Origin of the sequence: Streptomyces sp. AV19 (assembly GCF_015999245.1) — a bacterium.
Taxonomy (GTDB): domain Bacteria; phylum Actinomycetota; class Actinomycetes; order Streptomycetales; family Streptomycetaceae; genus Streptomyces.
The window spans coordinates 86340-108220 of record NZ_JAEAMR010000006.1 but is presented as its reverse complement, the minus strand read 5'-3'; the positions used below and the strand labels follow the sequence as shown (position 1 = coordinate 108220).

24 protein-coding genes and 2 pseudogenes are annotated in these 21881 nt (G+C 71.5%); 20 read left to right on the top strand and 6 right to left on the bottom strand.

Annotated features, from left to right (window positions below; translation table 11 throughout):
- Positions 1–22 precede the first annotated feature (22 nt).
- The 3 genes from I5Q34_RS08280 to I5Q34_RS08270 are packed head-to-tail and all read right to left on the bottom strand — an operon-like array spanning position 23 to position 4901.
- Positions 23–2818 carry a pyridoxal-dependent decarboxylase gene (locus I5Q34_RS08280; protein WP_199891540.1) on the bottom strand — a complete coding sequence of 932 codons (2796 nt, stop codon included), beginning with the start codon at positions 2816–2818 and terminating at the stop codon, positions 23–25.
- Positions 2803–3534, bottom strand: a complete 732-nt coding sequence (locus tag I5Q34_RS08275; protein ID WP_199891539.1) for a hypothetical protein — start codon at positions 3532–3534, stop codon at positions 2803–2805. The genes I5Q34_RS08280 and I5Q34_RS08275 overlap by 16 nt, the downstream gene beginning before the upstream one ends.
- Complete coding sequence (locus I5Q34_RS08270; RefSeq protein WP_199891538.1) at positions 3531–4901, bottom strand: aminotransferase class V-fold PLP-dependent enzyme; 1371 nt, start codon at positions 4899–4901, stop codon at positions 3531–3533. Before I5Q34_RS08270 ends, I5Q34_RS08275 begins: the two co-directional genes overlap by 4 nt.
- Positions 4902–5786: 885 nt before the next feature.
- On the opposite strand from I5Q34_RS08270, the pseudogene I5Q34_RS08265 reads away from it, so the two are divergent.
- Positions 5787–6185, top strand: a pseudogene (locus I5Q34_RS08265) (recombinase family protein); the annotation flags it as partial.
- Here I5Q34_RS08265 and I5Q34_RS08260 read toward each other — a convergent pair.
- Positions 6147–7535, bottom strand: a complete 1389-nt coding sequence (locus I5Q34_RS08260) for a helix-turn-helix domain-containing protein (protein ID WP_199891537.1) — start codon at positions 7533–7535, stop codon at positions 6147–6149. The pseudogene I5Q34_RS08265 and the gene I5Q34_RS08260 sit on opposite strands and share 39 nt — an antisense overlap.
- A 201-nt stretch (positions 7536–7736) precedes the next feature.
- Here I5Q34_RS08260 and I5Q34_RS08255 point away from each other — a divergent pair, with 201 nt between their 5' ends.
- The 12 genes and pseudogenes from I5Q34_RS08255 to I5Q34_RS08200 all read left to right on the top strand — a co-directional run bounded on the left by I5Q34_RS08255 (position 7737) and on the right by I5Q34_RS08200 (position 17552).
- On the top strand, positions 7737–8738 hold the full coding sequence (locus I5Q34_RS08255) for a Gfo/Idh/MocA family protein (protein ID WP_199891536.1): 1002 nt from the start codon (positions 7737–7739) through the stop codon (positions 8736–8738).
- Positions 8735–9913, top strand: coding sequence for a DegT/DnrJ/EryC1/StrS aminotransferase family protein (locus I5Q34_RS08250; RefSeq protein ID WP_199891535.1), 1179 nt, complete (start codon positions 8735–8737; stop codon positions 9911–9913). Before I5Q34_RS08255 ends, I5Q34_RS08250 begins: the two co-directional genes overlap by 4 nt.
- 72 nt (positions 9914–9985) lie before the next feature.
- Positions 9986–10444 (top strand): NUDIX hydrolase, encoded by a 459-nt coding sequence (locus I5Q34_RS08245; RefSeq protein ID WP_199891534.1) that lies wholly within the window; start codon positions 9986–9988, stop codon positions 10442–10444.
- An 82-nt stretch (positions 10445–10526) separates the two neighbouring features.
- A complete protein-coding gene (locus I5Q34_RS35985) occupies positions 10527–11249 on the top strand; it encodes a pyridoxamine 5'-phosphate oxidase family protein (RefSeq protein ID WP_374192989.1) in 723 nt (240 codons plus the stop codon).
- A complete protein-coding gene (locus tag I5Q34_RS35740; protein ID WP_307811657.1) occupies positions 11152–11400 on the top strand; it encodes a hypothetical protein in 249 nt (82 codons plus the stop codon). The genes I5Q34_RS35985 and I5Q34_RS35740 overlap by 98 nt, the downstream gene beginning before the upstream one ends.
- The gene (locus I5Q34_RS08230) at positions 11300–12109 is read left to right on the top strand and encodes a hypothetical protein (protein WP_199891758.1); all 810 of its coding nucleotides are present in this window, start codon (positions 11300–11302) and stop codon (positions 12107–12109) included. Before I5Q34_RS35740 ends, I5Q34_RS08230 begins: the two co-directional genes overlap by 101 nt.
- Positions 12110–12292: 183 nt before the next feature.
- A complete protein-coding gene (locus I5Q34_RS08225) occupies positions 12293–13348 on the top strand; it encodes a hypothetical protein (protein ID WP_199891531.1) in 1056 nt (351 codons plus the stop codon).
- A 37-nt stretch (positions 13349–13385) separates the two neighbouring features.
- Positions 13386–13643: a hypothetical protein gene (locus I5Q34_RS08220; RefSeq protein WP_199891530.1), complete on the top strand. Its 258-nt coding sequence runs from the start codon at positions 13386–13388 to the stop codon at positions 13641–13643.
- Positions 13636–13836 carry a hypothetical protein gene (locus I5Q34_RS08215; protein WP_199891529.1) on the top strand — a complete coding sequence of 67 codons (201 nt, stop codon included), beginning with the start codon at positions 13636–13638 and terminating at the stop codon, positions 13834–13836. Before I5Q34_RS08220 ends, I5Q34_RS08215 begins: the two co-directional genes overlap by 8 nt.
- A gap of 1641 nt (positions 13837–15477) precedes the next feature.
- Positions 15478–15624 (top strand): annotated as a pseudogene (locus tag I5Q34_RS08210) (transposase); the annotation flags it as partial.
- 765 nt (positions 15625–16389) lie between these two features.
- A complete protein-coding gene (locus I5Q34_RS08205) occupies positions 16390–16974 on the top strand; it encodes a winged helix-turn-helix domain-containing protein (protein ID WP_307811656.1) in 585 nt (194 codons plus the stop codon).
- Between the two features lie 11 nt (positions 16975–16985).
- The gene (locus tag I5Q34_RS08200; RefSeq protein ID WP_199891526.1) at positions 16986–17552 is read left to right on the top strand and encodes an HD domain-containing protein; all 567 of its coding nucleotides are present in this window, start codon (positions 16986–16988) and stop codon (positions 17550–17552) included.
- Here the strand turns inward: I5Q34_RS08200 and I5Q34_RS08195 are convergent.
- Together I5Q34_RS08195 and I5Q34_RS08190 are read right to left on the bottom strand one after the other, a co-directional pair.
- Positions 17540–18013, bottom strand: coding sequence for an NUDIX domain-containing protein (locus I5Q34_RS08195; protein ID WP_199891525.1), 474 nt, complete (start codon positions 18011–18013; stop codon positions 17540–17542). The genes I5Q34_RS08200 and I5Q34_RS08195 overlap by 13 nt on opposite strands.
- On the bottom strand, positions 18010–18777 hold the full coding sequence (locus tag I5Q34_RS08190) for a helix-turn-helix domain-containing protein (protein ID WP_199891524.1): 768 nt from the start codon (positions 18775–18777) through the stop codon (positions 18010–18012). Before I5Q34_RS08190 ends, I5Q34_RS08195 begins: the two co-directional genes overlap by 4 nt.
- Before the next feature lie 316 nt (positions 18778–19093).
- Here I5Q34_RS08190 and I5Q34_RS08185 point away from each other — a divergent pair, with 316 nt between their 5' ends.
- The 7 genes from I5Q34_RS08185 to I5Q34_RS08160 all read left to right on the top strand — a co-directional run bounded on the left by I5Q34_RS08185 (position 19094) and on the right by I5Q34_RS08160 (position 21880).
- Positions 19094–19459 carry a hypothetical protein gene (locus I5Q34_RS08185; RefSeq protein ID WP_199891523.1) on the top strand — a complete coding sequence of 122 codons (366 nt, stop codon included), beginning with the start codon at positions 19094–19096 and terminating at the stop codon, positions 19457–19459.
- Between the two features lie 34 nt (positions 19460–19493).
- Positions 19494–19787 carry a WhiB family transcriptional regulator gene (locus I5Q34_RS08180; RefSeq protein ID WP_199891757.1) on the top strand — a complete coding sequence of 98 codons (294 nt, stop codon included), beginning with the start codon at positions 19494–19496 and terminating at the stop codon, positions 19785–19787.
- Positions 19784–20140, top strand: coding sequence for a hypothetical protein (locus I5Q34_RS08175; RefSeq protein ID WP_199891522.1), 357 nt, complete (start codon positions 19784–19786; stop codon positions 20138–20140). The genes I5Q34_RS08180 and I5Q34_RS08175 overlap by 4 nt, the downstream gene beginning before the upstream one ends.
- A gap of 111 nt (positions 20141–20251) precedes the next feature.
- Positions 20252–20545, top strand: a complete 294-nt coding sequence (locus I5Q34_RS08170) for a hypothetical protein (RefSeq protein WP_199891521.1) — start codon at positions 20252–20254, stop codon at positions 20543–20545.
- The gene (locus I5Q34_RS35470; protein ID WP_267911932.1) at positions 20542–20667 is read left to right on the top strand and encodes a hypothetical protein; all 126 of its coding nucleotides are present in this window, start codon (positions 20542–20544) and stop codon (positions 20665–20667) included. Before I5Q34_RS08170 ends, I5Q34_RS35470 begins: the two co-directional genes overlap by 4 nt.
- On the top strand, positions 20664–21407 hold the full coding sequence (locus I5Q34_RS08165; protein WP_199891520.1) for an exonuclease domain-containing protein: 744 nt from the start codon (positions 20664–20666) through the stop codon (positions 21405–21407). Before I5Q34_RS35470 ends, I5Q34_RS08165 begins: the two co-directional genes overlap by 4 nt.
- Positions 21404–21880 carry a hypothetical protein gene (locus I5Q34_RS08160; protein ID WP_199891519.1) on the top strand — a complete coding sequence of 159 codons (477 nt, stop codon included), beginning with the start codon at positions 21404–21406 and terminating at the stop codon, positions 21878–21880. Before I5Q34_RS08165 ends, I5Q34_RS08160 begins: the two co-directional genes overlap by 4 nt.
- Position 21881: the final 1 nt, after the last annotated feature.

Here is a 21881-nt window from a genome sequence, read left to right as displayed (position 1 = left end):
GTGCCTGACTGCCGCGATGGGGTCAGGGGCGCGCCAACGACGCCCCGTGGCAGACCGCTTGGTCGAGGACGTACGCGACATCGTCCCGGGTGCTGGTGGGGTTGACGGTGCACATCCGGAGCACCGTGGCGCCGTGCACCCGGGTGGTGAGCAGCAGGGCCTCGCTCTGTGCGCAGACGGCCCGGCTGATGTGTTCCTGCGCGCGGTCGGCGTCCCAGCCGGGCGGCACGTCCGCCGGGTGGTAGCGGAAGGTGAGGACGGCGAGGCCGGGCGGGGTGACCAGGCTCAGCTCGGGGTGGGCCGCGATCAGGGCGGCCGCGTGCTCCGCCAGGTCCATGCCGTGGTCGATCGCCTGCCGGAAGGCCCGCGCGCCGAAGGTCTTCAGTGACAGCCACAGCTTCAACGCGCGCAGTCCACGGCTCTGTTGGGGGCCGTGGTCGGAGAGGTTCACCTCCGCTCCCCGGGGAACGGTGGGGCCGAGGTAGTCGCTGTCCAGGGCGTGGCGGGTCAAGTCGAAGGTGGCGCGCAGCAGTTCGGGGCGGCGCAGCAGCACGCACCCGATCTCGTAGGGCTGGAAGAGCCACTTGTGCGGGTCGACGGTGAGGGAGTCGGCGCGGCGCAGCGCGGGACGCAGGCCGTGGCCCCGCGCGGTGGCGGCGGCCGCCGCGCCGTGGGCGCCGTCGACATGGAACCAGAGCCCCTCCCGGGCGCAGAGGTCGGCCAGGGCGTCGAGGGGATCGACAGCGCCGGTCCCGGTGGTGCCGAGGGTGCCGACCACGGCGAACGGCCGCAGGCCGGCGGCCCGGTCGTGGGCAATGCGCCGGGCGAGGTTCACCGGGTCCAGACGGAGGGCGTCGTCGGTCGGCACGACGGAGAGCTGGTCGCGGGTGAGGCCGACGAGGTGGGCCGCGCGGGCGACCGACGGGTGGGCCTGGGCGGAGCAGTAGAGGCGGGCACCGGTCCGGTCGTCGCCGAGCAGGTGGTCGCGGGCGACGGCCAGGGCGGTGAGGTTGGCCACGGAGCCGCCGCTGACGAAGAGGCCACCGGTCTCCCCGGGGAGTCCGAGGAGCGTCTTGAGCCAGTCCAGGGTGGTGAGTTCGAGCTGGGTGGGTCCGGCCCCGACGAGCCACGCTCCCGGTACCGACAGGTGGGCCGAGGCGAGGGCGTCGGCGAGCACGGCGGGGAAGTTGCCGGTGGCGGGGGTGAAGGCGAAGCTGCGGGGGTGGTCGAGACGGGTGGCCTCGCCGAGGGCGTCCCGGGTGACGCGGTCGAGGACGGCGCACAGGTCGTCGGTGCCGTCCTCGGGCAGGGGTTCGTCCAGGGCGGCCCGCAGGGCGTCGGGCGGGGGGACGCGCAGGGGCGGGCGGTCGCGCGCGCCCGTGAACCGGGCGACGACGAGGTCGATCGCGTGCCGGCCCGCCTCGCGCATGGGTTCCTCGGCCAGGCGGAGCGGGGGCGGAGCCGGCTCCTCGGCCCCGGTCGCGGTCCGTTCGCGGAAGGCGGCGGTCCAGACCCGGGCGCCGAGGGGGAGGCGGGGCCGGGGTTCGAGGCCGGCCACGGGGTGCGCGAACTGGAGCAGGGCGAGCTCCTGGCCGGCGGCGACCGGGCCCGGGCGGGCGATGACCCACCACAGGGACTCGTCGTCGCCGAGCCCGGCGAGGTCGGGAGGCGCGGGGAGCGGGCCGGTCGCCGTCCGGCTGTCGTGGCGGTAGCGCCCGGCCGGCGGGAGAGCGCGCACCGTGGTGTCCTCGGCGGCGTGGACGACCAGTTGGCTCGGGCGGCGGCGGCCCGGCGGCAGCGCCCGTGACGCGGACGGGGGCAGCGCGGGCAGGAGGAAGGAGAGGATGTGCAGCCCCAGGGACGGCAGCAGTCCCGCGGCGCGCTCGGCGGCCTGGACGAGTGAGACGACCGTCTGGAAGCGGGGGTTGACCTCGATGGCGAGGAGCCGTCCGCCGTCCTCGACGAGGTCCAGGCCGAAAACGCCCCGGAAACCGTGGGCGCGCAGCACCTCGCCCACGCGGCGGGCCGCGTCGCGCGCCTGCGCGTACAGCCCCTCGGGAAGGTCGCCGGGGTGCACGAGCCGGTTGCCGCAGTGCTGTCCCCAGGAGGCGGCGAGCTCCGGCAGTCCCACCAGCTGGTGGGAGACGGCCGAGACGACGGTCCTGTCCGGCCCGGCGCACGCGCTGACGGTCAGGGAGATCCCGGAGGCCCGACGGCTCAGCCGCAGGGGCTCGTCCGGCCAGGCGGACAGGCAACGGTCCAGTTCGGCGGGGGAGTTGACGGATACAGTGCCCCGGCCGATGAGATTGTTCTCCCGGCGCTGGACCACCGCCCCGGGCCACCGGTCGTCCCAGTACGCCCGCGCCGGTGCCCGCCCGGCCGCCGGGACGAGCACAAAGGACGGGGCGGGCACGCCCGCCGCCGAGAACAGCTCCAGCACACGGATCTTGTCCGCGGCCCGGGCGGTGACCCCGGGCTCCGGGGCGAGCAGCAGATAGCCGTGCGCACGGGCCCAGTCGTGGACGTTCGTGCCGTGCTCGGGCGCGAACGAGACGCAGACGCGGCGCGGGCCCGGAACGCCCGGCCGTGCGCGGGGAGTTGGCGCGGGCACGGGGTGCCAGGCGGAGACCGGTTCATGGCGGAGCCAGGGCGGTGCCGGGCCGAACGACGCGCTGACGAACGCGCAGTGGTCCAGCCACACGGCCTCGTCGAGCAACTCGTCCAGGAGCCGCAGGCCCGTCCGGGCGTCGATGCCGTCGATCTCGTCGACGGCCGGGGTGGTGACATCGTCCAGATGGTCGCTCAGCCGGTGTCGCACGCCGGATCCTCCCGGGCGAAGTGGAGTCGCAGCAGCGACGCGCCGCCCGGCACGCACCGCCGGCAGATCCGCGCATGATGACGGCGGTTGCGGCACTGGGCACCTTGCAGGGCGGCCGCTCCCCGGTGGACGGCCGCGAGGGCCGGGACGTCCGGGGGCAGGGTCCGCATGGCGCGTTCGAGGCCGCGCAGGCGACGGACCATGACGCGATGGTCCCGGTTGAATGCCCCGGAGAACCCCGGAGGCACATGGGGAGGCGTCATGGTGGGGCGGACCCCGTCCCGGTAGGCGACGGCGGGGAAATCCGCGGCGTACTCCATGGCCGCGGTGGCGGCGTCGTACAACAGGCGCAGCTGCTCCATGTCGTGGAGCAGCGACGGCCACGCGGCGGTCCGCGCGGCGGCCAGGGCGTCGTCCAGGCCGGAGTTCATGGCCGTGAGCAGCAGATGGAACACCTGGTGGCCGAGCTTCCAGCGGCGCAGCGGGCCCGGGAGGCCGTCGACGGGCTCCGCGTCGAACGGCGCGCGGGGGTGCGCGGCGGCGACGACGCGGGAGGCGAGGTGCATCCCTTCGGCGAGGACGGTGCGCTCGTCCTCGGTGAGGCCCGTGCGCGGCAGGTCGCCGATCACGGCCGCGACCACGGGCGCGGTGCGGAGCCGCCCCGGTGACTTGAGCAGGCCGAAGTACCGGTCGTACGCGGCCTCGTGGACGGTCACCGGGCCGCCTCCGCGAGCTCCTCCACGCGGTGGTGCAGGCGGTCCACGTACGGTTCGCTCTCCGGTTTCATCAGGACGCTGCGCAGGATGCGGGTGTGGCCGACGTCCGCGACGACGGAGGGGTGGCGGCCGGTGAACGCGTCGGCGCCGACGCGGGCGACGCTGAGGAAGACCGGGTTCTTCGCGTCCTCCATCCCCCGCCGCATGACCTCCTGGGACGCCGCGTCGATGCGGGACAGGGCGGCGGGCTCCGTGCGCGGCCAGTACGTCACGATGTCGAGCTCGGGGGGCTGGTAGAGCCCCAACAGGGCGGAGCCGCCGATCAGTTCGGTCCAGCGCAGGGCGGCCCGGCGCCCGGCGGCGAGCACGCCGCCCAGGCCCCGCCGGGTGAGCGGCAGGAGCCGCAGGGTCAGCCACAGGGCGGCCGCGGCCGCTCCGGAGCGGGAGCATTCGAGGCTGATCTCGCCCAGGTGCGGCCGGTCCGAGGTGAAGTAGGTGTAGGGGGAGTCGTGCCGGTGGAACCGGGCCGTGCCGGGATCGGCGAACAACACCGCGCCGCAGCCGTAGGGTTGGAGGCCGTGCTTGTGCGGGTCGATCACCACGGAGTCGCAGTCCGCGACGGCCCGCAGCGCCCGGCCCGTGGCATCGTCCATGAGCGGGTCGTCGGCGAGGAGCGTGAAGAAGCCGCCGTACGCGGCGTCCACGTGGACGCGGGCGCCGTGGCGCCGCGCCAGGGGGACGATGTCGTGCACGGGGTCGACGGCGCCCAGCGCGGTGGTCCCGGTGGTGGCGACCACCGTTCCCACGTCACCCGTGGCCAGCAGGGTCTCCAGCGCGGAGACGGCCATGCGCCCCCGGTCGTCCACCGGTACGCGGTGCACTCGGACGCCCAAGAGGTGGCACATCCGGGCGTGGGTGTAGTGGCCTTCGGCGCTGACGGCGACGGAACGGCCGGGACGGCTCTCCCGGGCGACGAACAGCGCCTCCAGGTTGGCCGTCGTGCCGCTGCTGGTGAGGTGCCCCAGATGGCCCTCCAGGCCGACCATGGCGGCGAGTTGGCACACCGCCTCCTCCTCCATCACGGAGGTGGCGGGGCCCCCGTCCAAGGCGTGGTTGTTGGAGTTCACGAGCATCGCGGCGAGGTATCCGGCGACGGCGGCGGGATGCGGCGGCTTGAGCATCTGCCCCGCGTAACACGGGTGGAAGAAGGGGTAGCTGCCGTGCAGCCGGGCGGTCAGCTCGTCGAACGCGGCGGCGCAGGCGTCCTCGTCGACCGCCATGGACGGATGGGCCGCGTACTCCTCGTACGAATCCGCCCACGCCTCGAAAGCGTCGACTCCGCGTTCCAGCCAGCGTTTCAGCTCCATGCCCGCCCCCGGCATCACGGCGCATCCGACCGCTCGACCGTAGCCGGGGCTCCTCGCCGTGTCCCGGGATCGGTTGCTTCCTCACCCGAACGGGACGCTCCATGACGAAGTCGGCGGAAACGGCGTTCGTGTGGTCCATTGCGCGTGTCGCGTCCCCACCAGGGTGGCGTTCACGAGCGGCGAACCAAGTGACAAGTAGCTCAGCGTGACATCCCCAGGGGTTGCTGAGGCTGGGAGTGAGCTCATCTGGCCGGTCTTTGGCGCTCGGCCGTGGTGTGTCCGTGCTGCCGGTTGGCGTGCTCGTCTGCGTGCCTGCGACGAGAGGACGGCCAGTGCCCGAACTCCCCATCCCCACACGATTGACGCCGATACGCGATGACCATCTGTGGTCGTTCCCGGATATCAACGGATACCGCATCCATGTGCGGCTGCGCGTGTGGCCGACGAAGGACGGCGGGCACCTGGTGGTCGCCACCGATCTGGAGCTGGGCGCCGGGCTGATCAACGCGGCAGAGAGCCTGGTGCGGGTCTGCGTGCGGGGGTTCGGCCCGCCGGTGACCGTGGTGCGGCACTTCACGCCGTACACGATGAGCGCGTTCGAGCGCGACACTTTCGACGCGCTGCCGCTGGACGAGAGGGGCGTCGCTCGGCCGAAGCGGTGCACCGAGGAGATCTTGAAGCTGCTCGGTGCGGGTGTGGTCGGCTTCCCTGGTGACGCCCCGCCCGGTTCGGCTGTCGCCGGCGCCCCGGTGGTGGCACCGGAGAGCGTCCATCCGGCCCGGCTGGTGGCCGCCGCGCTGCGGCTGACCCAGACCCGGGTCACCGAGCGGCGCCCAATGGCTACCCGGTCAAGGAAGGCCCGGTGGCCGAGCGCGGCCGCAGCCCCAGGACCTGATCAACGTGGTCGGCGAGCTCCGCGAGCGCGGCATCGGCTTCACCTCGCTGCACGAGAACCTGGACACCACCACGCCCGGCGGTCGGCTCGTCTTCCACGTCTTCGCCGCCCTGGCGGAGTTCATCCGCGAGCTGATCGTCATCGGCACCAACGAGGGCCTGGCCGCCGCCCGCGCCCGCGGCCGGGTCGGCGGACGCCCCACCGTCGCCACCGAGGAGGTCGTCCGCGGTGATCCCCGGCCTGCACCGGATGAAGGGCGGCAGCCAGTTGCTGGGCGCGGGCACGCCGGAGGAGACGGGCCCGTTCCGCCCGTAGGCGATGATGGCCCGTCCTGCACGGCGAGCGAGCCGTCAGGCGAGGACACCAACACGGGCGGCCAGCCCGCGTAGCTCGGTGGTCGTGCGCCCGGAGACCAGCAGTCCGGAGACCAGCGACTTCACCGCCGGGCGAGCGTGGGTTTCCTCGGGAGCGTGGTGCTCAGCGGCCAGGAGTGCGCGGATGCAGTCGTCCCGGTGGTTCCACCGGGCGAAGGCGGTGGCGACGTCGGTGTAGTAGCGAGCCCGGCGCTCGGTGCTCGGCAGGCTCCCGGGCGCCACCGCCTTGGCCGCCGCGAGTGCGGCGGAGGGGTCGCCGACGGAGTTCTCGGCGGAGACCAAATGGAGCTGGACGGTGGTGGGGCTGAACCCGCCGCCGTGGTCCCGCAGCACGGCGGCCGGGCCGAGCTCCCGGGCGACGGCGGCAGCCTCGCCGGTCAGCTCCCGCATCCCTGCCGCGTCGCCGGCGCGGGCGGCGGTGTAGGCGGCGGACTGGATCAGCAGACCCCGCTGGGCCGCCAGTGCCGGCTCCCCGCCGCGGAGGGCGGGGTGGTCGGCGGCCGCCAGGGCGATGGACAGTGCCTGCTCGTGCCAGTCGGCCTTACGGGCCAGAACCGCGAGCTGCCGCGCGGCCTCCGCGACCAGCAGGGGCTCGTCGGCGGCTTCGGCTGCCTGGCGGGCGCGGTCGGCGGCCATCCAGCCGAGCTGCTGCTCGTCCAGCTTGATCAGCATACGCGTGGCCAGCAGATAGCTGTGGGCCAGCAGCCCGTCTTCCTCGGCGCCCTCACCGGCGGCCCGGGCGTGGGCCGCGCAGATCAGCCGGGGCAGCCGTACGGACAGGCTCCCGTAAGCGCAGGCGTGGAAGTCGGTGAAGGCGCGGGCCAGGTCGGTGCGCAGGACCGCAGTCGGCGGCACGGCGATATCCGCGTGCAGGCCGAGCACGGCGTCCCGCACCCGCGCGACCAGGACCTCCCCAACGGCGGCATCCTCGCCAGGGGCCTTGCCCGTGGGCAGGAGGGGGGCGCCGACGGCTGCGGCGGCCGTGACCGCGAGATTCGCGAGCAACTTCCTGCGCCGCACCGGGTCCTCCCCGTCTCCTCGACGAGCCGTCTCCGCCACCCTAGGACGTGGCAGCCGCGGGTAGGCGGCGGTTGGCCCGATCATCCGCCCGTGGCGGACCTCGGGCGGGGCGGCCAGACCCAGGGCCTGCGACGGGATGCCCAGGGCGTCGGCGAAGCGCCGCAGCACGGTGACGTCGGTCAGTGGTGAGACGCCGCGCTCGTATCGGGAGACCTGGGCCGCGGAGTAGCCGGTCAGCTCTCCGAGCCGGGCCAGGGTCAGGCTCTGCTTCTTGCGCGCTTGCCGGACCAGTTCCCCGGGGCTGCCGTCCACCGCCGGTGCCGACTGTGATCTGACCGCGTCCATACCCGTCCCCCGCTCGCCGGGAGTGCGCCGCCGCACACCGTACTCGCACGCGCCGGGCCCCAACAGGGGCTTTGCACGGGATGCAAACGGCTTTGCGGCCCACGGCAACGCCCCTGCCACCGGCGACAGGGCCGCGGTGTCCTCGAAGGGCAGGCGGGCCCGGACGGCGGGCCGCCGCGCATCCGAGAGGGGATGTGAGCGATGAACGTGCCCAAGAGGGCCGCGATGGTGGGGCTCGGCGGCCAGGCCACCAACGACCACCTGCCTGGCCTCGCCCAGTGCCACCTCGCCGAGCTCGCCGGGGTCTGCGACGTCGACGCCGACCGGGTCGCCGCCGCGGCCGACGCGCACCAGGTGCCCGGCTTCACCAGCGTCGAGCGCCTGCTCCAGGAGGTCCGGCCGGACTTCGTCATCGCCGCGGTGCCGCACCACGCCGGGCAGCAGATCGTCGCCGCGTGCGCCGAGGCTGGAGTGCACGTGCTCAAGGAGAAGCCGTTCGCCACCGACCCCCATGAGGCGGCCGAGCTGGCCGGGCTGTGCGACAAGAGCGGGATCGAGCTGATGGTCACCGTCCAGCGCCGCTTCCACCCCGTCTACGCCGTCGGTCTCCAACTGCTGGAACGGATCGGCGCCCCGTATCTGGTCGAGGGCCGGTATACCTTCCACTGCCCGGACCCGGCCGCCGGGTGGCGTGGCCGCGCGAAGCTCGCCGGTGGCGGGTGCCTGGCGGACATGGGCTATCACCTGATCGACCTGCTCCTTTGGTATCTCGGGCTGCCCGACCGCGTCCTCGCGGACACCTCGACCGCCGCGGCGTCGGGCGCCGAGTACGACGCGGAGGACACCGCCCTGGTCCACCTCGCCTACGACCGCGGCCTGTACGGCTCGCTGCTGGTCTCCCGCTCCGCCGGTCCCAAGAGCGAGCGCCTGGCCATCACCGGTCCGCATGGCACGCTCACCGTCGAGCGCGGCACCGTCCGCCTCCTCGACCCCGGTGGGCAGGTGGTCGAGTCGCTGCTGCGCGAGCCGCAGCGACCCTGCTCACCCGCCGTGCAGATCGACCGCTTCTGCCGTGTCCTGGACGGCACCGCCCCCAACCCGTCCGGCCCGGCCGCGCACCTGCCGCATGCCGCGTTCCTGGCCGCCGCCTACGCCTCCGCCACCACCAACCGCCCCGCCGACCCCAAGGAGTTCCTCGTATGAATGACTCCCCGCTCGCCCTGCTCGGCGGCCGGCCCGTCGTGACGGCACCGGGCCCGCACTTCGTGTGGCCGCCGATCGAGGACGCCGACCGGCGCGCGGTCGCCGAGCAGTTGGAGACGGCCGTCTCGATCCCCGACCGCTCCGGCGTCGTCGCGGACCTGGAGGACGCGCTCGCCTCCTGCCTCGGGGTCCGGCACGTGGTGACCACCTGCACGGGAACGGCCGCGCTGCATTCGATGTACGTGGCCGCCGGGATCGGCCCCGGCGACGAGGTCATCGTCCCGGCCCTGACCTTCCACGCCACCGCCACCCCGCTCTTCCACCTCGGCGCCCACCCCGTTCTCGCCGACGTCGACGACCGCGGCCGGCTCGACCTGGAGGACACCGCCCGCCGGCTGACCGCCCGGACGAAGGCCGCCGTCGCGGTGCACCTGTGGGGGCTGCCCGAGGACAGGGACGCGCTGGTGTCCTTCGCCGACGAGCACGAGCTGATGCTGCTGGAAGACGGCTCCCACGCCCACGGCGCCACCTGGAACCACCAGATGGTCGGCACGTTCGGCACCGCCTCCGCGTTCAGCCTCAACGGCCCCAAGCCGCTCTCGGCCGGCGAGGGCGGGTTCGTCGCCACCGACGACACCGAGCTGTACTACCGGCTCCTGCTGCACGGCCAGTACAACAAGCGGTGCCGCCGCGAGATCCCCTCCGACCACCCGCTCGCGCGCTTCGCGGTGACCGGCATGGGCCTCAAACTGCGTATCCACCCCCTCGCGGCCGCGCTCGCCCGCGCCCAGCTCGCCCGTCTGGACGGCTACCTCGCCAGGCGACAAGCCATCGCGGCCCGCATGTGCGCTGCCCTGGACGGTGTGCCGGGCATCCAGGTGCCACACGTGCCGGTCTCCGCCCGGCCGTCCTGGTACGCGCTGCCGCTGCGGTACGAGCCGGCCGAGCTCGGTGGGCTGCCGCTTCACCGGTTCCTCGACGCCGTCCGCGCCGAAGGCGCCACCGAGACAGACCAGCCGGGCTCGACCTGCCCCCTGGGCACTCATCCGCTGTTCCAGGCCCCCGGGGCCCTGCTGCCTGGCTACGCTGACCGCCGGGGCCCCGCCGCCGGCGACTTCCCGGCGGCCGAGCACGTGCACGCCACCACCTTCAAGCTGCCGGTCTGGCACCCGTGAGGAGGACATCCGCCTCGCCGACGCCTACACCGCGGCCCTCGCCAAAGTCGCCTCTCATACGAAGGACTTGCTGTGAGCCCGTCTCCACCCGACACCGCTCTGCTCGACGACCTTGCCCGCGCCGCCGAGCGCGACGGCATCATCAAGACCGTCGTCGGTGCCGTCATCGCCGACGCCGACGGCAGGGTCTTGCTGCTGCACCGGCCGGCCGACGACTACCTCGGCGGGCTGTGGGAACTGCCCTCCGGCGGCGTCGACAACAGCGAGACCCTCGTCGAGGCCCTGCGGCGGGAGGTCACCGAGGAGACCGGGCTGACGGTCACCGCCATCGGGCGCTACCTCGGGCACTTCGATTACCGCTCCGGCCGCGGACGCGCCACCCGCCAGTTCAACTTCACCGCCACCGTCACGGGCGAGACGGTCACACTCACTGAGCACGACGCGCACCTGTGGGCCGACCGCACTCAGCAGAACCAGGTCTCCAGCGCCGTCCAGGCCGTTCTCGACACCTGGCGCGACCAGGCAGTCTGACCGGCTCCCGAGCCCGACCGGGCCCCGGTCGCCCTCTCCCGGAGGGGGCGACCGGGGCCCGCGGCTGTACGGGGCCGGCGCCGTGCCCGGGGCGCTGAAGCCATGGCCGGTCGAGTGCGCCGGTGCCGGGAACCGATCCGGGCGGCTGTCCGCTCGGACGCCCTCTACTGCGGCCCGGCCTGTGCGGCCAAGGCGGACGCGGCCGGTGCCGTTACGGCGACGGCGCCGCCATCGGCCTCTACATGATCCTCAACGGGCCGAACGCGATCGCCGTACGCTGCCCCGCCTGCGGCCGCCGCTTCCTCCCGGGCCGAGGACACCGCCGCGACGCCTCGTTCTGCCGGCCTGCCTGTCGCGTCGCCTCTCACCGTGCTCGCCGGGCCGGGAAGCCCCTCCGCGAAGGTGTTACATCGAACTCGCTGGTACATACCGCTCTTGGCCCGCTGACCGCACGAACGCGCTCGGGGTAGTCCTGGACGGAGGGCGCGCCACGACCAGCACCGGCGTCGACTTCCGTTCCGTCGTCGTCGACAGCACGGCACGGCTGGTCCCGCCCGAAGAGCGTTGTCATGCCTTCGAAGTCCTGGTCGACCACGTCATACCGGGCCGCTGGCACGACACTCGCAGGCCCAATCAAAAAGAGTTGGCCGGCGTCCAGGTGGTCAGCGTCGGACTCGGCGCCCCTGCCACGGTGACGGCCAAATCCCGTGTCGGTGACCAATCCGACGACAAGGACGCCGAACTCGACTACTGGGCAGGGATCGTGCCCGTCCGCCTGGCGCGGCAGGCCCCTGACCAGCCATGAAGTCATCGTCCAGAGCATCGCCGCAACCACCACCCGCACTGGCTTGACCGCTGCACGCCGAGCTCGACACCAGCCAGTACCCCACCGGCATCCATATCAGCGACCAGGTCATCGCCGCCTTGCCGATCACACGCCACCGCTTCCACGGTGACTGGAACTACACCCTTTACCCCCAATCACCCCTGAACACGGCCCCGGCCAGCCCAGCAGACCGGGCGCCTGCGAGCACACCACCTCGCCTGACGCCGGATTCACTGCAGGACCCGGAACTGACCGGAATGGCCCGCCAACAGCTCGGCGAGCTGATCGACACCCTGATCCCGCAGCTGGAACTACAGCGCGAGCGAACACTTCGCGCCCGCCGGGGTCACGAACGGCTGGTGGCCCCCGGCACAGGCGCCAAAGCCAAGCTCGCTCCAGCCGACCGGATCCTGGCCACCGTGCTCCACCAGCGCAAGCTCGCCACCATGGACCTCCTCGGCCAACTCTTCGGCGTCACTGCCATGACCATCAGCCGCGCAAACCAGGAAGTCCGCCCCCCTCCTGGAAGCGCACGGCCATCGCATCAACGCCGCCACAGCTCGCTTCCGCACACCCGCCGACATCGCGACGTTCCTGGACTCCAACCCCACCCAAAGCAAGATCAAATCGGCATGTTGATTCTCTGCGAGCCCGAGGGGCCACCAGGGTGTGGGCGCGTCTTGCCCGGAGCTGACGGAACCCGGGCCCGTCAGCCAAGGCGGAGCGCCTGTGCACTGACCTCCGTTGAGGGCGCGGCGGCCATCTCGTGCGGTCCGGCGGGGCTTGGGCTTGGGCCGGACTCGCCGTCCGGACCGCTGTACCGTGCGGGTGGTGCCTGATTGGCAGTTCGCGCGCCGGGTAGGGGACCGTCGGCGTCGGCCCGACGGGGTCCGTCGGCCGGGCGTCCGGTGAGAGGCGGGAGGTCGAACACAATGGTGGATGACGGTGGTTCAGGCGCTCTTCCTCCGGTGACGGTGTTCTGTGAGCCCTTACGGCCACACGGCATGCCCTGTCTTCAGGGGATGGCTCGCACGTTGGCCGTCAAGCTCGCTTCCGCCCTCACGGCCGTGCCCGCGTTCGGTACGGTCCAGGCGCGGACGGCGGCACTCCGGGCGGCAGCCTGCGCTGCCCATGCTCTGACCAGCGCTCTTCCCGCCACCGGTACCGTGACCGCTGCGGAGTCGCTTCCCGCCAAGTCGGCCGTTCAGAGCTACTTCCGGGTGCGCACTGCGGAACTCGGGGCCGGGCAGGCGGCTCACCAGGCGGCCGGGGTGATTCACCGAGGGCTTGTGGACTTGTGCGACGCCCCGCTGGCCGGCAGCGACATCGCCCGTGAGACCGCCGCGATGCGCCAGGTGGCGCTGGACCTCCTGGGGCAGGAAACGTTCCCGGAGGAGGCCACGAATGCCGCAGCGGAGCCCGGGACCGGGCCGGGAGAGGACCCGGTGGACGGGATCCGGCGGCCGGAGGACATGTGGCTGGCCCGCTGGATCACCGGTCATCACATCCACGTCCTGTTCAATGTCTACGCAACGTTCGCCCTGCGTGAGGCAGTACGGCGACTGCGCGAGGGACAGTGGCCCCAGTCCACCGCGCTGCTCCACCGGGCGACCGTGTACGTGCAGGGTTTTCCCGCCGCCCGTGCGCACGCGTCCGCGCTGCCTGCCGACCACTACGCGACCGCCGTACGTCCCACGATGGTCCCGACCGTAGTCCCGGTCCCGCTGAGCGGCGCCATGCACGTGGAGTACCGCGCGTACCGGGATGCCGTCGGTGAACTGATCGCCGCGCTGCCCGAGCCTGTCGAGACGCTGGCCCTGCGCGCACCGGAGCTCGCCTTCGCGCGGGAGGCCCTCCTCGAATCCGACCTGGTCGAGGCGGAACGCCATGTCTGCCTCGTCGAGCCCGTGGTGGGCAGCGCACGTTCTCTGGTCCAGCCGCCGGCGACCACGGACAACGCGGTCTCCGTGCTGCGGGCGATGCGGCACCAGCGTGCCGTCGCCATTGCGCCGTACGTCCGCTTCAAGGACAGCCTGGCCAGTGCCTTCCTCACCCGGGAACCCTCGGACACGCCCTGAGCGGGTTCGGGCCCTTGTCCGGCCTACGGTCTGGGGCATGAGCGAGACCCGCACCGAGCCCGTCGCCTCGCGGTGGCGTTGCTGGCTCCACAGGGTGGTCATGATCCTGGCGTTCGTCTTCGGCGGCTGGCTCGCGGGGGAGGTCATCGGCTGGCTCACCGGCTCCGGACGGGACCCGCTGCCGCCTCCGGGCAACCGTGTCGTCAACGTCTGCGCGGCCGTCTTCTGGTCCGGTCTGCTCTGGGCTGACTGGCGCCAGTGGCACAGGGAACGCGCCCGGTGCGGCCATGAGTGACACCGGAAGCCGCCTGCGGGCGGCGGGCAGCAGCTTCCTCGCCGTGCTCGTCACCTGGGCCGTACTGGATGTCCTCGCGTGGGTCTTCGACCTCACGCGCCTGCCCCTCCTGATCAGTATCGGGATGGGTGTGGTGTGGTCCCTTGGGTGCGCGGCGTTCGTGTGGGACCGGGCGGTCCGCCGCGAGGGCTGACCTCGGACGACGGTCAAAGGGCTCGTTCTCATGCACCCACCCGGCCGAGATCACTCGGCAAAGGGCCCTGTTCGATCAGAGCCGCCCTCGTGATCGACAGGAATACGGCTTCTCAACGAACTACCGCTACTCCAACCTGTGCCCTGCACCACCGATCCCTCAGAGCCCGGAGTTGACCCCAGTGAGAAGGGTCGAAACCCCCTGCCCCAGCGCTCCGCCGACGAGCCCGTTGCCTGTGGCCTCCTGCGGCTCCGATCCCGTGAGCCCGTAGTTGACCCCATCGAGAAAGGTCGAGACTCCCTGCCCCAGCACTCCGCCGATGAACCCGTCCTGGGCCTGCGCGGGTGCAGCCAGCACAGTTCCCCCAAAAGTGAGGAGGATGCTTGCTCCTGCGACAGCGGAGGCGCGACGGACATGAGGCATTGGCCAACTCCCAGGCTACTGAACCGGAATGTGCGTGATCGCAGATCTCTCAAGGGCAGAATCCCCCGCGTGCGGTTCGGCATCCACCCATTCACCCATGCTGGGGCAAGTGAGGAAATATGTACGATTCAAGGTGCGGGTAGGCGTCGCCAGGCACCTCCAACCAGGCTGGCGCCGGCAGCGCGTCACGGACCACGCCTACTGCGCGGCCGTCGTGTCCGACGGGTACTCCGACCCCTCTCCGGCTGATCGGCCAGGTTCCCGAACCGGTGCGCGAGGCAGTCGCTCGCCGACGGCGCCGAGTCGAACCCGAAGGACGAAACCGCGCACCACAGCACCAACAGGACCTCCAGGCACATGAGTTGGCTTAAGTAACCCTCGTGCTGCACCGGAGGCCCTGCCTTCATGCACCCACCCGACCAAAATCACCCGACCCGGCGCCCTGTTCGAAACGACTGTCCTCGTGATCGATAGAGATACGACTCCTTACGGCACCTGTTGGACAACGTCGCTCCTCTGCCGTGACCGTCCCTGGGGACCGCCGGGTGCCCGTGGTCAGTGAACGTCTTCATCCTGTGCTGTGGGGATGAACAGGTAGGTCAGCCGGTCGGTGACGCGGCAGGGCCCCTCGTCGTTGGCGTGGTGATTCCACTCATCACACCGGCGTCCGAGGGGCCCTGTTGGTTCCGTATCCTTCCAATACGGGGTGTCAGCCCGAACTGGAAGCCCTGAGAAGGCCTCCTCGGAAGGCCGGCTGTTCGATCGAGCGCAGTGGCCGTGGGACTTCGGTGGATGCTTCGTATCCTTCCGGCTCAGCGAGGCCTCAAGCATGGACTGGCACCTCTCGGTGGTCTGCGGCTGCTGCCCTCGCTCGGGTGTGGTGGGTCCGTGGGTGCCGGGTGGACGCTTCGACTACTTCCGGCTCGTGAAGCCCCTTGTAGGGACCGGCGCCTCCCGGTGCCCTCGGATCTGTCATCACCCGAACGGGTGCGTTCTCGTTGGTGCTTGTGATGCGAGCCCGCTGCACGGTGACCTCTCGAAGCTTTCGGCGCCAGACGCCTCAAGACGGACCGAGGCCCGCGCGGTGCGCTGGTGCCACGAACGGCCAGTGAGAGGGAGGGCCAGGCCTGCGGATGCGTGGGGAGAGCCCCGGTATTGGAGCGCCGCGTGGCCCGCTTGGGCTCCTGAACAGCGCAGACGAGAGGAAAGGGGGGGCAGTTGACCATCTACTGCGGGATCGACTGGGCGGAAGGGCACCACGACGTGGCCCTGGCGGACGACAGCGGGAAGCTGGCGGCCAAGCTCCGGATCGATGACACCCTGGCCGGCTACCAGCAGCTTCTTCGTCTGCTTGGAGTTCAAGGCGCCTTGCTGGGCTGACCTGCGCGGAGCACGCTGTGCCGCCGGTGACCTGGAGCAGTGGTCCGCGAATGGCCCGGATCTTGCTCTGCGGAGGAGCTGGTTTCCGTCACCCGCTGCCTCGTTGATGGCCCAGCGGGAGCGGCTCGTGGTGGTGCCAGACCAAGTACCTGTCCTCGCTCCGGAGCTCTGCCTCCCCCCACTCCAGACGGATCACACCGCGTTCCATGGAGCACGCGTACGCGAGGAGGATCAACCTGGTGCCCGGAGGGAGCCGGGTGAGATTACGGTGGACCTCTGGTTCCGGCACTTCATCCCACTCAAGATCCAGCTCTCCTTGCAGCGGCTCGGGACCGTTTAGTGCCGGATGAGGTCTGCCCGTAGGCCGGTGGCCCGGCGTAGCCGGGCTTCTGTGACGGGGACGTCGGTCTTCGCGTAGCGGAGGGGATAGAGCATGTGATCGCCGACCATCATCACGGTCCGAGACCCCAACCGCACAGGCTGAGCGGTGGGTAAGTCCTGCAGGCCGGCGAGCAGCTCCTCGTACTGCACGGCGTACAGGCCGTGGCCATACGCTTCCAAGGTCTGCGTGTGAACGCCTTGGTGGCCCTCCCTGGCCCGCTCGTGTGCACGTACCAGGCACTCTGGTATGGCCTGGGCCAGTGGGTCGACCAGCTCGCCGAAGACACGGCGTGCCCACGCTGAGTCCGGGTTTGGTCCCCTCATGAACGTCTACCTCCCCCTCTACGGCTGCTGAAGTGCAGTCCTGGCATGACCGTGAAGGAGGGCAGGTGCGTTCACAAGGGTGCATTTCGCGCATTGGCGAGTGCGCTCCTGGCCGAATCGGGCTCTTGGGCCGGAACGGGGTCTCATACGCTTGCCGGGACATCCGACGAGGGGAGTCCTGTGCCCGAACGAAGCCAGCGCGGTACCTACACACGGATCGCCGATGCACTGCGGCTCCGGCTGACCGAGGAGCCTGACCAGTCCGTGCTTCCTTCGGAAGCGGCGCTGATGCGCGAGTACGGGGTCGCTCGGACGACTGTCCGGCGGGCGCTCCGGGCTTTGGCTGCTCAGGGACTGGTCGAGGCCGTGCCGGGCGTTGGTTGGCGAGTGCGGACCGGTGGGGACACTCCGTCGCCGTTGGTGGACCGGGTGCGGTCCCTCCTTGTGGGTGAAGGCTTCGCCGTCGGGGACGCGTTCTACTCGGAGGCTGCGTTGTGCGGGCGTTATGACATCTCGCGGACGACAGTCCGGCGGGCCCTGGCGCAGCTTGAGGGTGAAGGTCTCCTAGAGGCCGTACACGGGAAAGGGCGGATCGTGAAGGCCCTCCCGCCCGAGGCCGGCACCCCGTAGGGTCCCTGCACATGGAACTCATCGCTTGGGCGCACGAACTTGCCGAGTCCCTGCTGGCCGAGCCGCTTCCGCGGCGGTGGGCGCACTCCTGCGGCGTCCAGGCGCGGGCCCGGGGGCTGGCCCCGGTCCTGGGCGACGACGCCGAGCTGCTCGAAGCGGCCGCCGTGCTCCACGACATCGGGTACTCGCCGCGACTCCGGGATACCGGCTTTCATCCCCTCGACGGTGCCCGGTTCCTGCGCGGCGTTGAGCATGCCGACGAGCGCGTCGTCCGGCTCGTCGCTCACCACACATGCGCGCTTCTGGAGGCCGAGGAGCGCGGGCTACGGGAGCAGATTGAGGATGAGTTCGCGTTGGAGCAGCCGCACCTGGTGGACGCCTTGCTGTACTGCGATATGACCACCACACCCGACGGCGATCCGACCAACCCGACCGACCGCGTCGCCGAGATCGTCGGCCGGTACGGTGCGGACAGCGTCGTCGGGCGCTTCATCCGACGGGCCGAGCCGGAGATCCTCGCGGCGAGCGAGCGCGTCAGCCGCAGGCTTGCCGCCGTCGGTGTGCCTCAGCCGATGTAGGGCTGCTCCTGCCGGCCGTCGAGGCCGTGCTCGATGCGGAGGCGCATGGACCGGTGGATGTCCAAGCCGTCCAGGTCCGTCGGCGGAACCCAGCGAACTTCCTTGGATTCGCTGCTCGTCCGCAGCTCTCCGCCGACCGGGCGGGCGCGGAAGCAGATCGAGAACTGCTGGCGGACCTCGCCGTCGTCGTAGGCCATGACGTGGCCGGGGTCGGTGTAGAGGCCGCTCACGTCCAGGACCTCGACGCGGATGCCGGTCTCCTCCTCGACCTCGCGCACCACCGTGTCCGCGATGGACTCGCCGATCTCGTGGCCGCCGCCGGGCAAGGCCCAAAGGTCATTGTCGGTCTTGTGGATCAGCAGGATGTCCCCGGCCTCGTTCCGTACGACCGCGGTGACCGACGGGACGACGGAGTTGGCCGCCGGCGCCTCGGGGTCGTGGAAATAGTCGGTCCGACTCATGCCGCCGCTCCCAGCTCGTGGGGGCTGTTGATCGTGCGGGCCCCCTGCCAAACACGTTCGATGCTCTCAGCGTACGAGTCGAAGAGTTCGCCGCCCGGCACCCGGGTCAGGTGGAGCACCGGGGCGAGGTAGGCACCCACGCCGTAGATGTGCCCGTTGGCCAGCATCTCGTCGTCGGCCCGGTAGAGCGAGTTGTACAGCGTCGTGGAGTGCAGGCGGAACTCGACGCCCGGCAACCCGAACAGCCCCGCGTAGTTCACCAACGCGTTGCGAATCTTGCCCGCCATGCCGGTGCCGATGCCCTCGTCCTCCCCGCGCTGGGCCACCGCGAGACAGCCGGGATCGCCGAGCATGAAGCGGACGGGGACGCCGTCGGCCGACTTCTCCTTCACCACCTTGAAGAACGCGGGGTCCTCGCTCAGCCAGAAGCCCGAATACACCAGGACGTCAAAGGCGCGGGTGGCCTTCGCGTAGAGGTCGGGCCAGAACTCCCTTGGTGCGACCGCACGGTGAGGGTAGAGCCGTACCAGCTCCGCCTGGCCGGCTGCGCGTACCTCGCCCGCCGTCCGCTCTTCGGGCCAGAGGTATGAGACGTCCCTCCGGAGCAGGTTCGCCAGGGCGTACTGCGACCGCCTATAGGGCTTCCTCTTCTCGTCGTTGATCCAACGCTCGACCGTCTTGGGATCGACACCGATGCGTGCAGCTACCTGATCCATGGTCATGTCGCTGGCCACGATGGCGCTGCGGAGCCGTTCGTTCGCCATGCCACGCTCCCTCAGCGGGGGACGTCCTGGGACGACTTGAACGGTACTGAGATGTCCTCCAACTCGTCCATCGCATCGGTAACTTGTCTCGATCCCGCAGGCGATGCTCGTGCCCAAGCAGACGGCAACTCTGCGGAGTTGATACCGGCGAAGGGCTTGACGGCCACGTCCGTCGCATCCACAGTGAGATACATGTAATACATGTCTCGCTCGCTGGGAGGCATGAGAAAACCCCGCCGTATCGGTCCCGGAGGTGCGGTCACACCATCCGGCCCCCGGCGGGGCTCCCCACATCAGTCCTGGCAAAGGAGCACTGATGCACAACCAGCGTACGCCCCTGCCCATTCGCGAGTCCGAGCCCGTGCCGCCGGCCTGGCGGCTCGCGGCGGTCCTGCGGAAGGTGGCGGAGTTCCTGGAGTCGCTTCCCGGTCTGCCGGCGCCGTCGGTGACGGTGGATGTCCACGGCTTCACCTTGCAGTTCGCGTACTTGCCCTCCGGCGAGGCGTTCCCGGCCGTGGCCCGGCTGGGCCAGATGCTCGGCGCCGAGCCGGAGTTCCAGCCGTTGGGCATCGACAACTGGTACTTCCAGGCGCGCGGGCGTCTGGGGGAGCTGAACGTGACGGCGTTCGCGTCCACGAGGCTGATCACCGACCCGGTCTATGTCGAGACGCGGTGGCGTTGAGATGGCCTCGCTTCGTTCCCACAACCTGCGCGGCATGCGACGGGCGTTGCTGGTGGCGGTGCAGTCGTACCCGGTCTCCGTCGTGTCCTCCGGGTCGCGTGATGATCTGTCGTGGCTGGACCTGGCGGCCTGCCGTGGTGAGGACCCGGAGATCTTCTTCGAGGCCCTCCCGGGGTTCGTGGACTCCGCCAAGCAGGTCTGCGGGCGGTGCCAGGTGGTCGAGCTCTGCCTGGAGCGGGCGATGGCCAACGGGGAGAGGTTCGGGATCTTCGGCGGGCTGACCGCCGAGGAGCGCCGGGCCCTGCGGAGGAAGGAGCTCGCGGCATGAGCACCCCGACTCCGCACGAGCCGCAGGTCACGCCGGTCTTCGACGCCTACGGGCGGCAGCTCTTCCCGCCCCCGGCCCCCGTCCAGCGTTCGGCCGGCCACCACTGCGCGGCGTGCCACTGCGACCGCTCCGGCTCCGCCGAGCGCGGTGCGGTGCGGTGGTCGCCGGGCACGGCCCTCGCGGTCGGGGCGGCCGGCGCCCTGGGCGTCGGCGTCGTCCTCGTGGCGCTGGTGCTGTCCGTCGCCGTGGTCGCGATTTCGGCCGCTGTGACCGCGCTCGCCATCGCCGTCGTCGCCGTGGTGCTGCGGTCGCTGCTCAGCGAGGGGCAGTCCGGGCGCCGCCACGGCCGCTGACCCACCCGTTCCTTTCCGTTCCTTGGCTGTCGGGCCTGGCCGGCCTGCCGTGGCTGCGTGCTGCCTGCGCGGGCCCGACAGCCCCTCCGACAGAGGAGGTTGATCCCTCTCATGTCCTATCCGAAGAAATGCCCCCCGGGGCCGGTGCGCGTCTCGGTCCCGCGTCAGAACGCGCGGCTTCGCCGCGAACTCGCCGCCGTGCAGCGGAAGTACGCGGTGCTCCTGGCCGCCGCCGTCGCGGTGGTGACCGCGTCCTGGGGCGGGGACCCGTACCCGGAGGCGGTCCTGGTGGACGCGCTCGACGAGCTCGGCGTGCTGCCGGAGTTCGCCCCGCAGCTCACCGACCAGGCCCTGGCCGTGCTCGGCCCGGCCGGCGCCCCGGTCGTGGGGAGGCGGGTCGGATGAGTGCCCTGCCCCGCTGCCGGGTGTGCGGCTGGCACCGCTCCTTCCGCAACAAGCACGCTGCCCGCCGCGCCGTCCGCACCCACACCTGCTTCCCCCGGCGCGCGGACGGAGGCATCCGGTGACCACCACCTCGTGGCCGGACGGCCGTCTGATCGCTTTCGACACCGAGACCACCGGCACCGACTGGGCGACGGACCGCATCGTCGCGGCCTGCGTCGCCCTCGTCGGCGCCGGGCGGGAACCCGAGATCGCGACGTGGCTCGTGAACCCCGGCGTGGAGATCCCGCAGGCGGCGACGGCCGTGCACGGCATCACCACCGACCAGGCCCGCGCCGACGGCCGGGACCCGGCCACCGTCCTCGGTGAGATCACCGACTGGCTCGGGCTGCAGATGGACGGGGGATGGCCGCTGGTCGTCTTCAATGCCCGCTTCGACCTGACCCTGCTGGACCGCGAGTGCCGCCGGTATGACTTGCCAACGCTCCCGGACCGGCTTCTGTCGCGGGAGTTGGCGCCGGTCATCGACCCGCTGGTCCTCGACAAGCAGGTCCAGCCCTACCGCCGCGGCTCCCGCCAGCTCCCGGATCTGTGCGCGCACTGGCAGGTCCGGCACGACAAGCAGCACGACCCGAACGCCGACGCTTTCGCCGCCGCACGCCTGGCCTGGCGCATCGGCCGCACCTACCCGCACCTCGGTGCCATGGAGCTGGACGCCCTGCACGCCCTGCAGGTCGAACGGGCCGCGCAGCAGGCGGCGAGCCTGCAGGCCTACCGGCGCCGCACCGACCCCACCGCCCACATCGAGGGCCGCTGGCCCTACGTGCCCCAGACCATCAACTCCCCGGAGGGGAAGCAATCATGACCACCCTCGACACCCCGGCCGAGCTGCTGGCCGTTCTCCTCGCCCTGGCTGCCGAGCACCAGGCGGCGGTGGACGCTGCGGACGAGCGGCTGCGCCAGGAGCGCGAGGACCGCGAGCGGCGCGAGGCCGTCATGTCGGCCCGCGACGCCGTTGGCCGCCAGTTCCGGAACACCCTGGCCAAGGTCCTGGCCCCGGAAGCCTGGCGCGGCTACCCGTCCGGCGGGGAGGGCCAGCCGCCCATGGCCGTCGCCCACCTCGGCAACGGCATCTTCCTGATCTGCGAGGTCTCCAGGCCGGTATCCGACCCCTGGGGCGGATACCACGACCGCTTGATCCTCCTGTACTCCTGCCCCTGCGGGAGCCACACGGAAGTCGAGCTCCGTGACGAGTACGTCCTGGGCTTCGAGCTGGAGACGGCCCTGAGCCCCCGCTGCGTGGGCGAGTGCACCCGTCCGTGTCCGGACGAGGAGTGAG

Bases quoted from the DNA above. Each gene is read 5' to 3' on its own strand.
- I5Q34_RS08225 (WP_199891531.1), top strand. From the start codon at position 12,293: ATGGCTCGCACGTTGGCCGTCAAGCTCGCTTCCGCCCTCACGGCCGTG.
- I5Q34_RS08255 (WP_199891536.1), top strand. From the start codon at position 7,737: ATGAACGTGCCCAAGAGGGCCGCGATGGTGGGGCTCGGCGGCCAGGCC.
- I5Q34_RS08190 (WP_199891524.1), bottom strand. From the start codon at position 18,777: ATGGCGAACGAACGGCTCCGCAGCGCCATCGTGGCCAGCGACATGACC.
- I5Q34_RS35470 (WP_267911932.1), top strand. From the start codon at position 20,542: ATGAGTGCCCTGCCCCGCTGCCGGGTGTGCGGCTGGCACCGCTCCTTC.
- I5Q34_RS08215 (WP_199891529.1), top strand. From the start codon at position 13,636: ATGAGTGACACCGGAAGCCGCCTGCGGGCGGCGGGCAGCAGCTTCCTC.
- I5Q34_RS08205 (WP_307811656.1), top strand. From the start codon at position 16,390: ATGACCGTGAAGGAGGGCAGGTGCGTTCACAAGGGTGCATTTCGCGCA.
- I5Q34_RS08250 (WP_199891535.1), top strand. From the start codon at position 8,735: ATGAATGACTCCCCGCTCGCCCTGCTCGGCGGCCGGCCCGTCGTGACG.
- I5Q34_RS08160 (WP_199891519.1), top strand. From the start codon at position 21,404: ATGACCACCCTCGACACCCCGGCCGAGCTGCTGGCCGTTCTCCTCGCC.
- I5Q34_RS08270 (WP_199891538.1), bottom strand. From the start codon at position 4,901: ATGGAGCTGAAACGCTGGCTGGAACGCGGAGTCGACGCTTTCGAGGCG.
- I5Q34_RS08170 (WP_199891521.1), top strand. From the start codon at position 20,252: ATGTCCTATCCGAAGAAATGCCCCCCGGGGCCGGTGCGCGTCTCGGTC.
- I5Q34_RS08180 (WP_199891757.1), top strand. From the start codon at position 19,494: ATGCGACGGGCGTTGCTGGTGGCGGTGCAGTCGTACCCGGTCTCCGTC.
- I5Q34_RS08175 (WP_199891522.1), top strand. From the start codon at position 19,784: ATGAGCACCCCGACTCCGCACGAGCCGCAGGTCACGCCGGTCTTCGAC.
- I5Q34_RS08200 (WP_199891526.1), top strand. From the start codon at position 16,986: ATGGAACTCATCGCTTGGGCGCACGAACTTGCCGAGTCCCTGCTGGCC.
- I5Q34_RS08220 (WP_199891530.1), top strand. From the start codon at position 13,386: ATGAGCGAGACCCGCACCGAGCCCGTCGCCTCGCGGTGGCGTTGCTGG.
- I5Q34_RS08185 (WP_199891523.1), top strand. From the start codon at position 19,094: ATGCACAACCAGCGTACGCCCCTGCCCATTCGCGAGTCCGAGCCCGTG.
- I5Q34_RS08260 (WP_199891537.1), bottom strand. From the start codon at position 7,535: ATGGACGCGGTCAGATCACAGTCGGCACCGGCGGTGGACGGCAGCCCC.
- I5Q34_RS08195 (WP_199891525.1), bottom strand. From the start codon at position 18,013: ATGAGTCGGACCGACTATTTCCACGACCCCGAGGCGCCGGCGGCCAAC.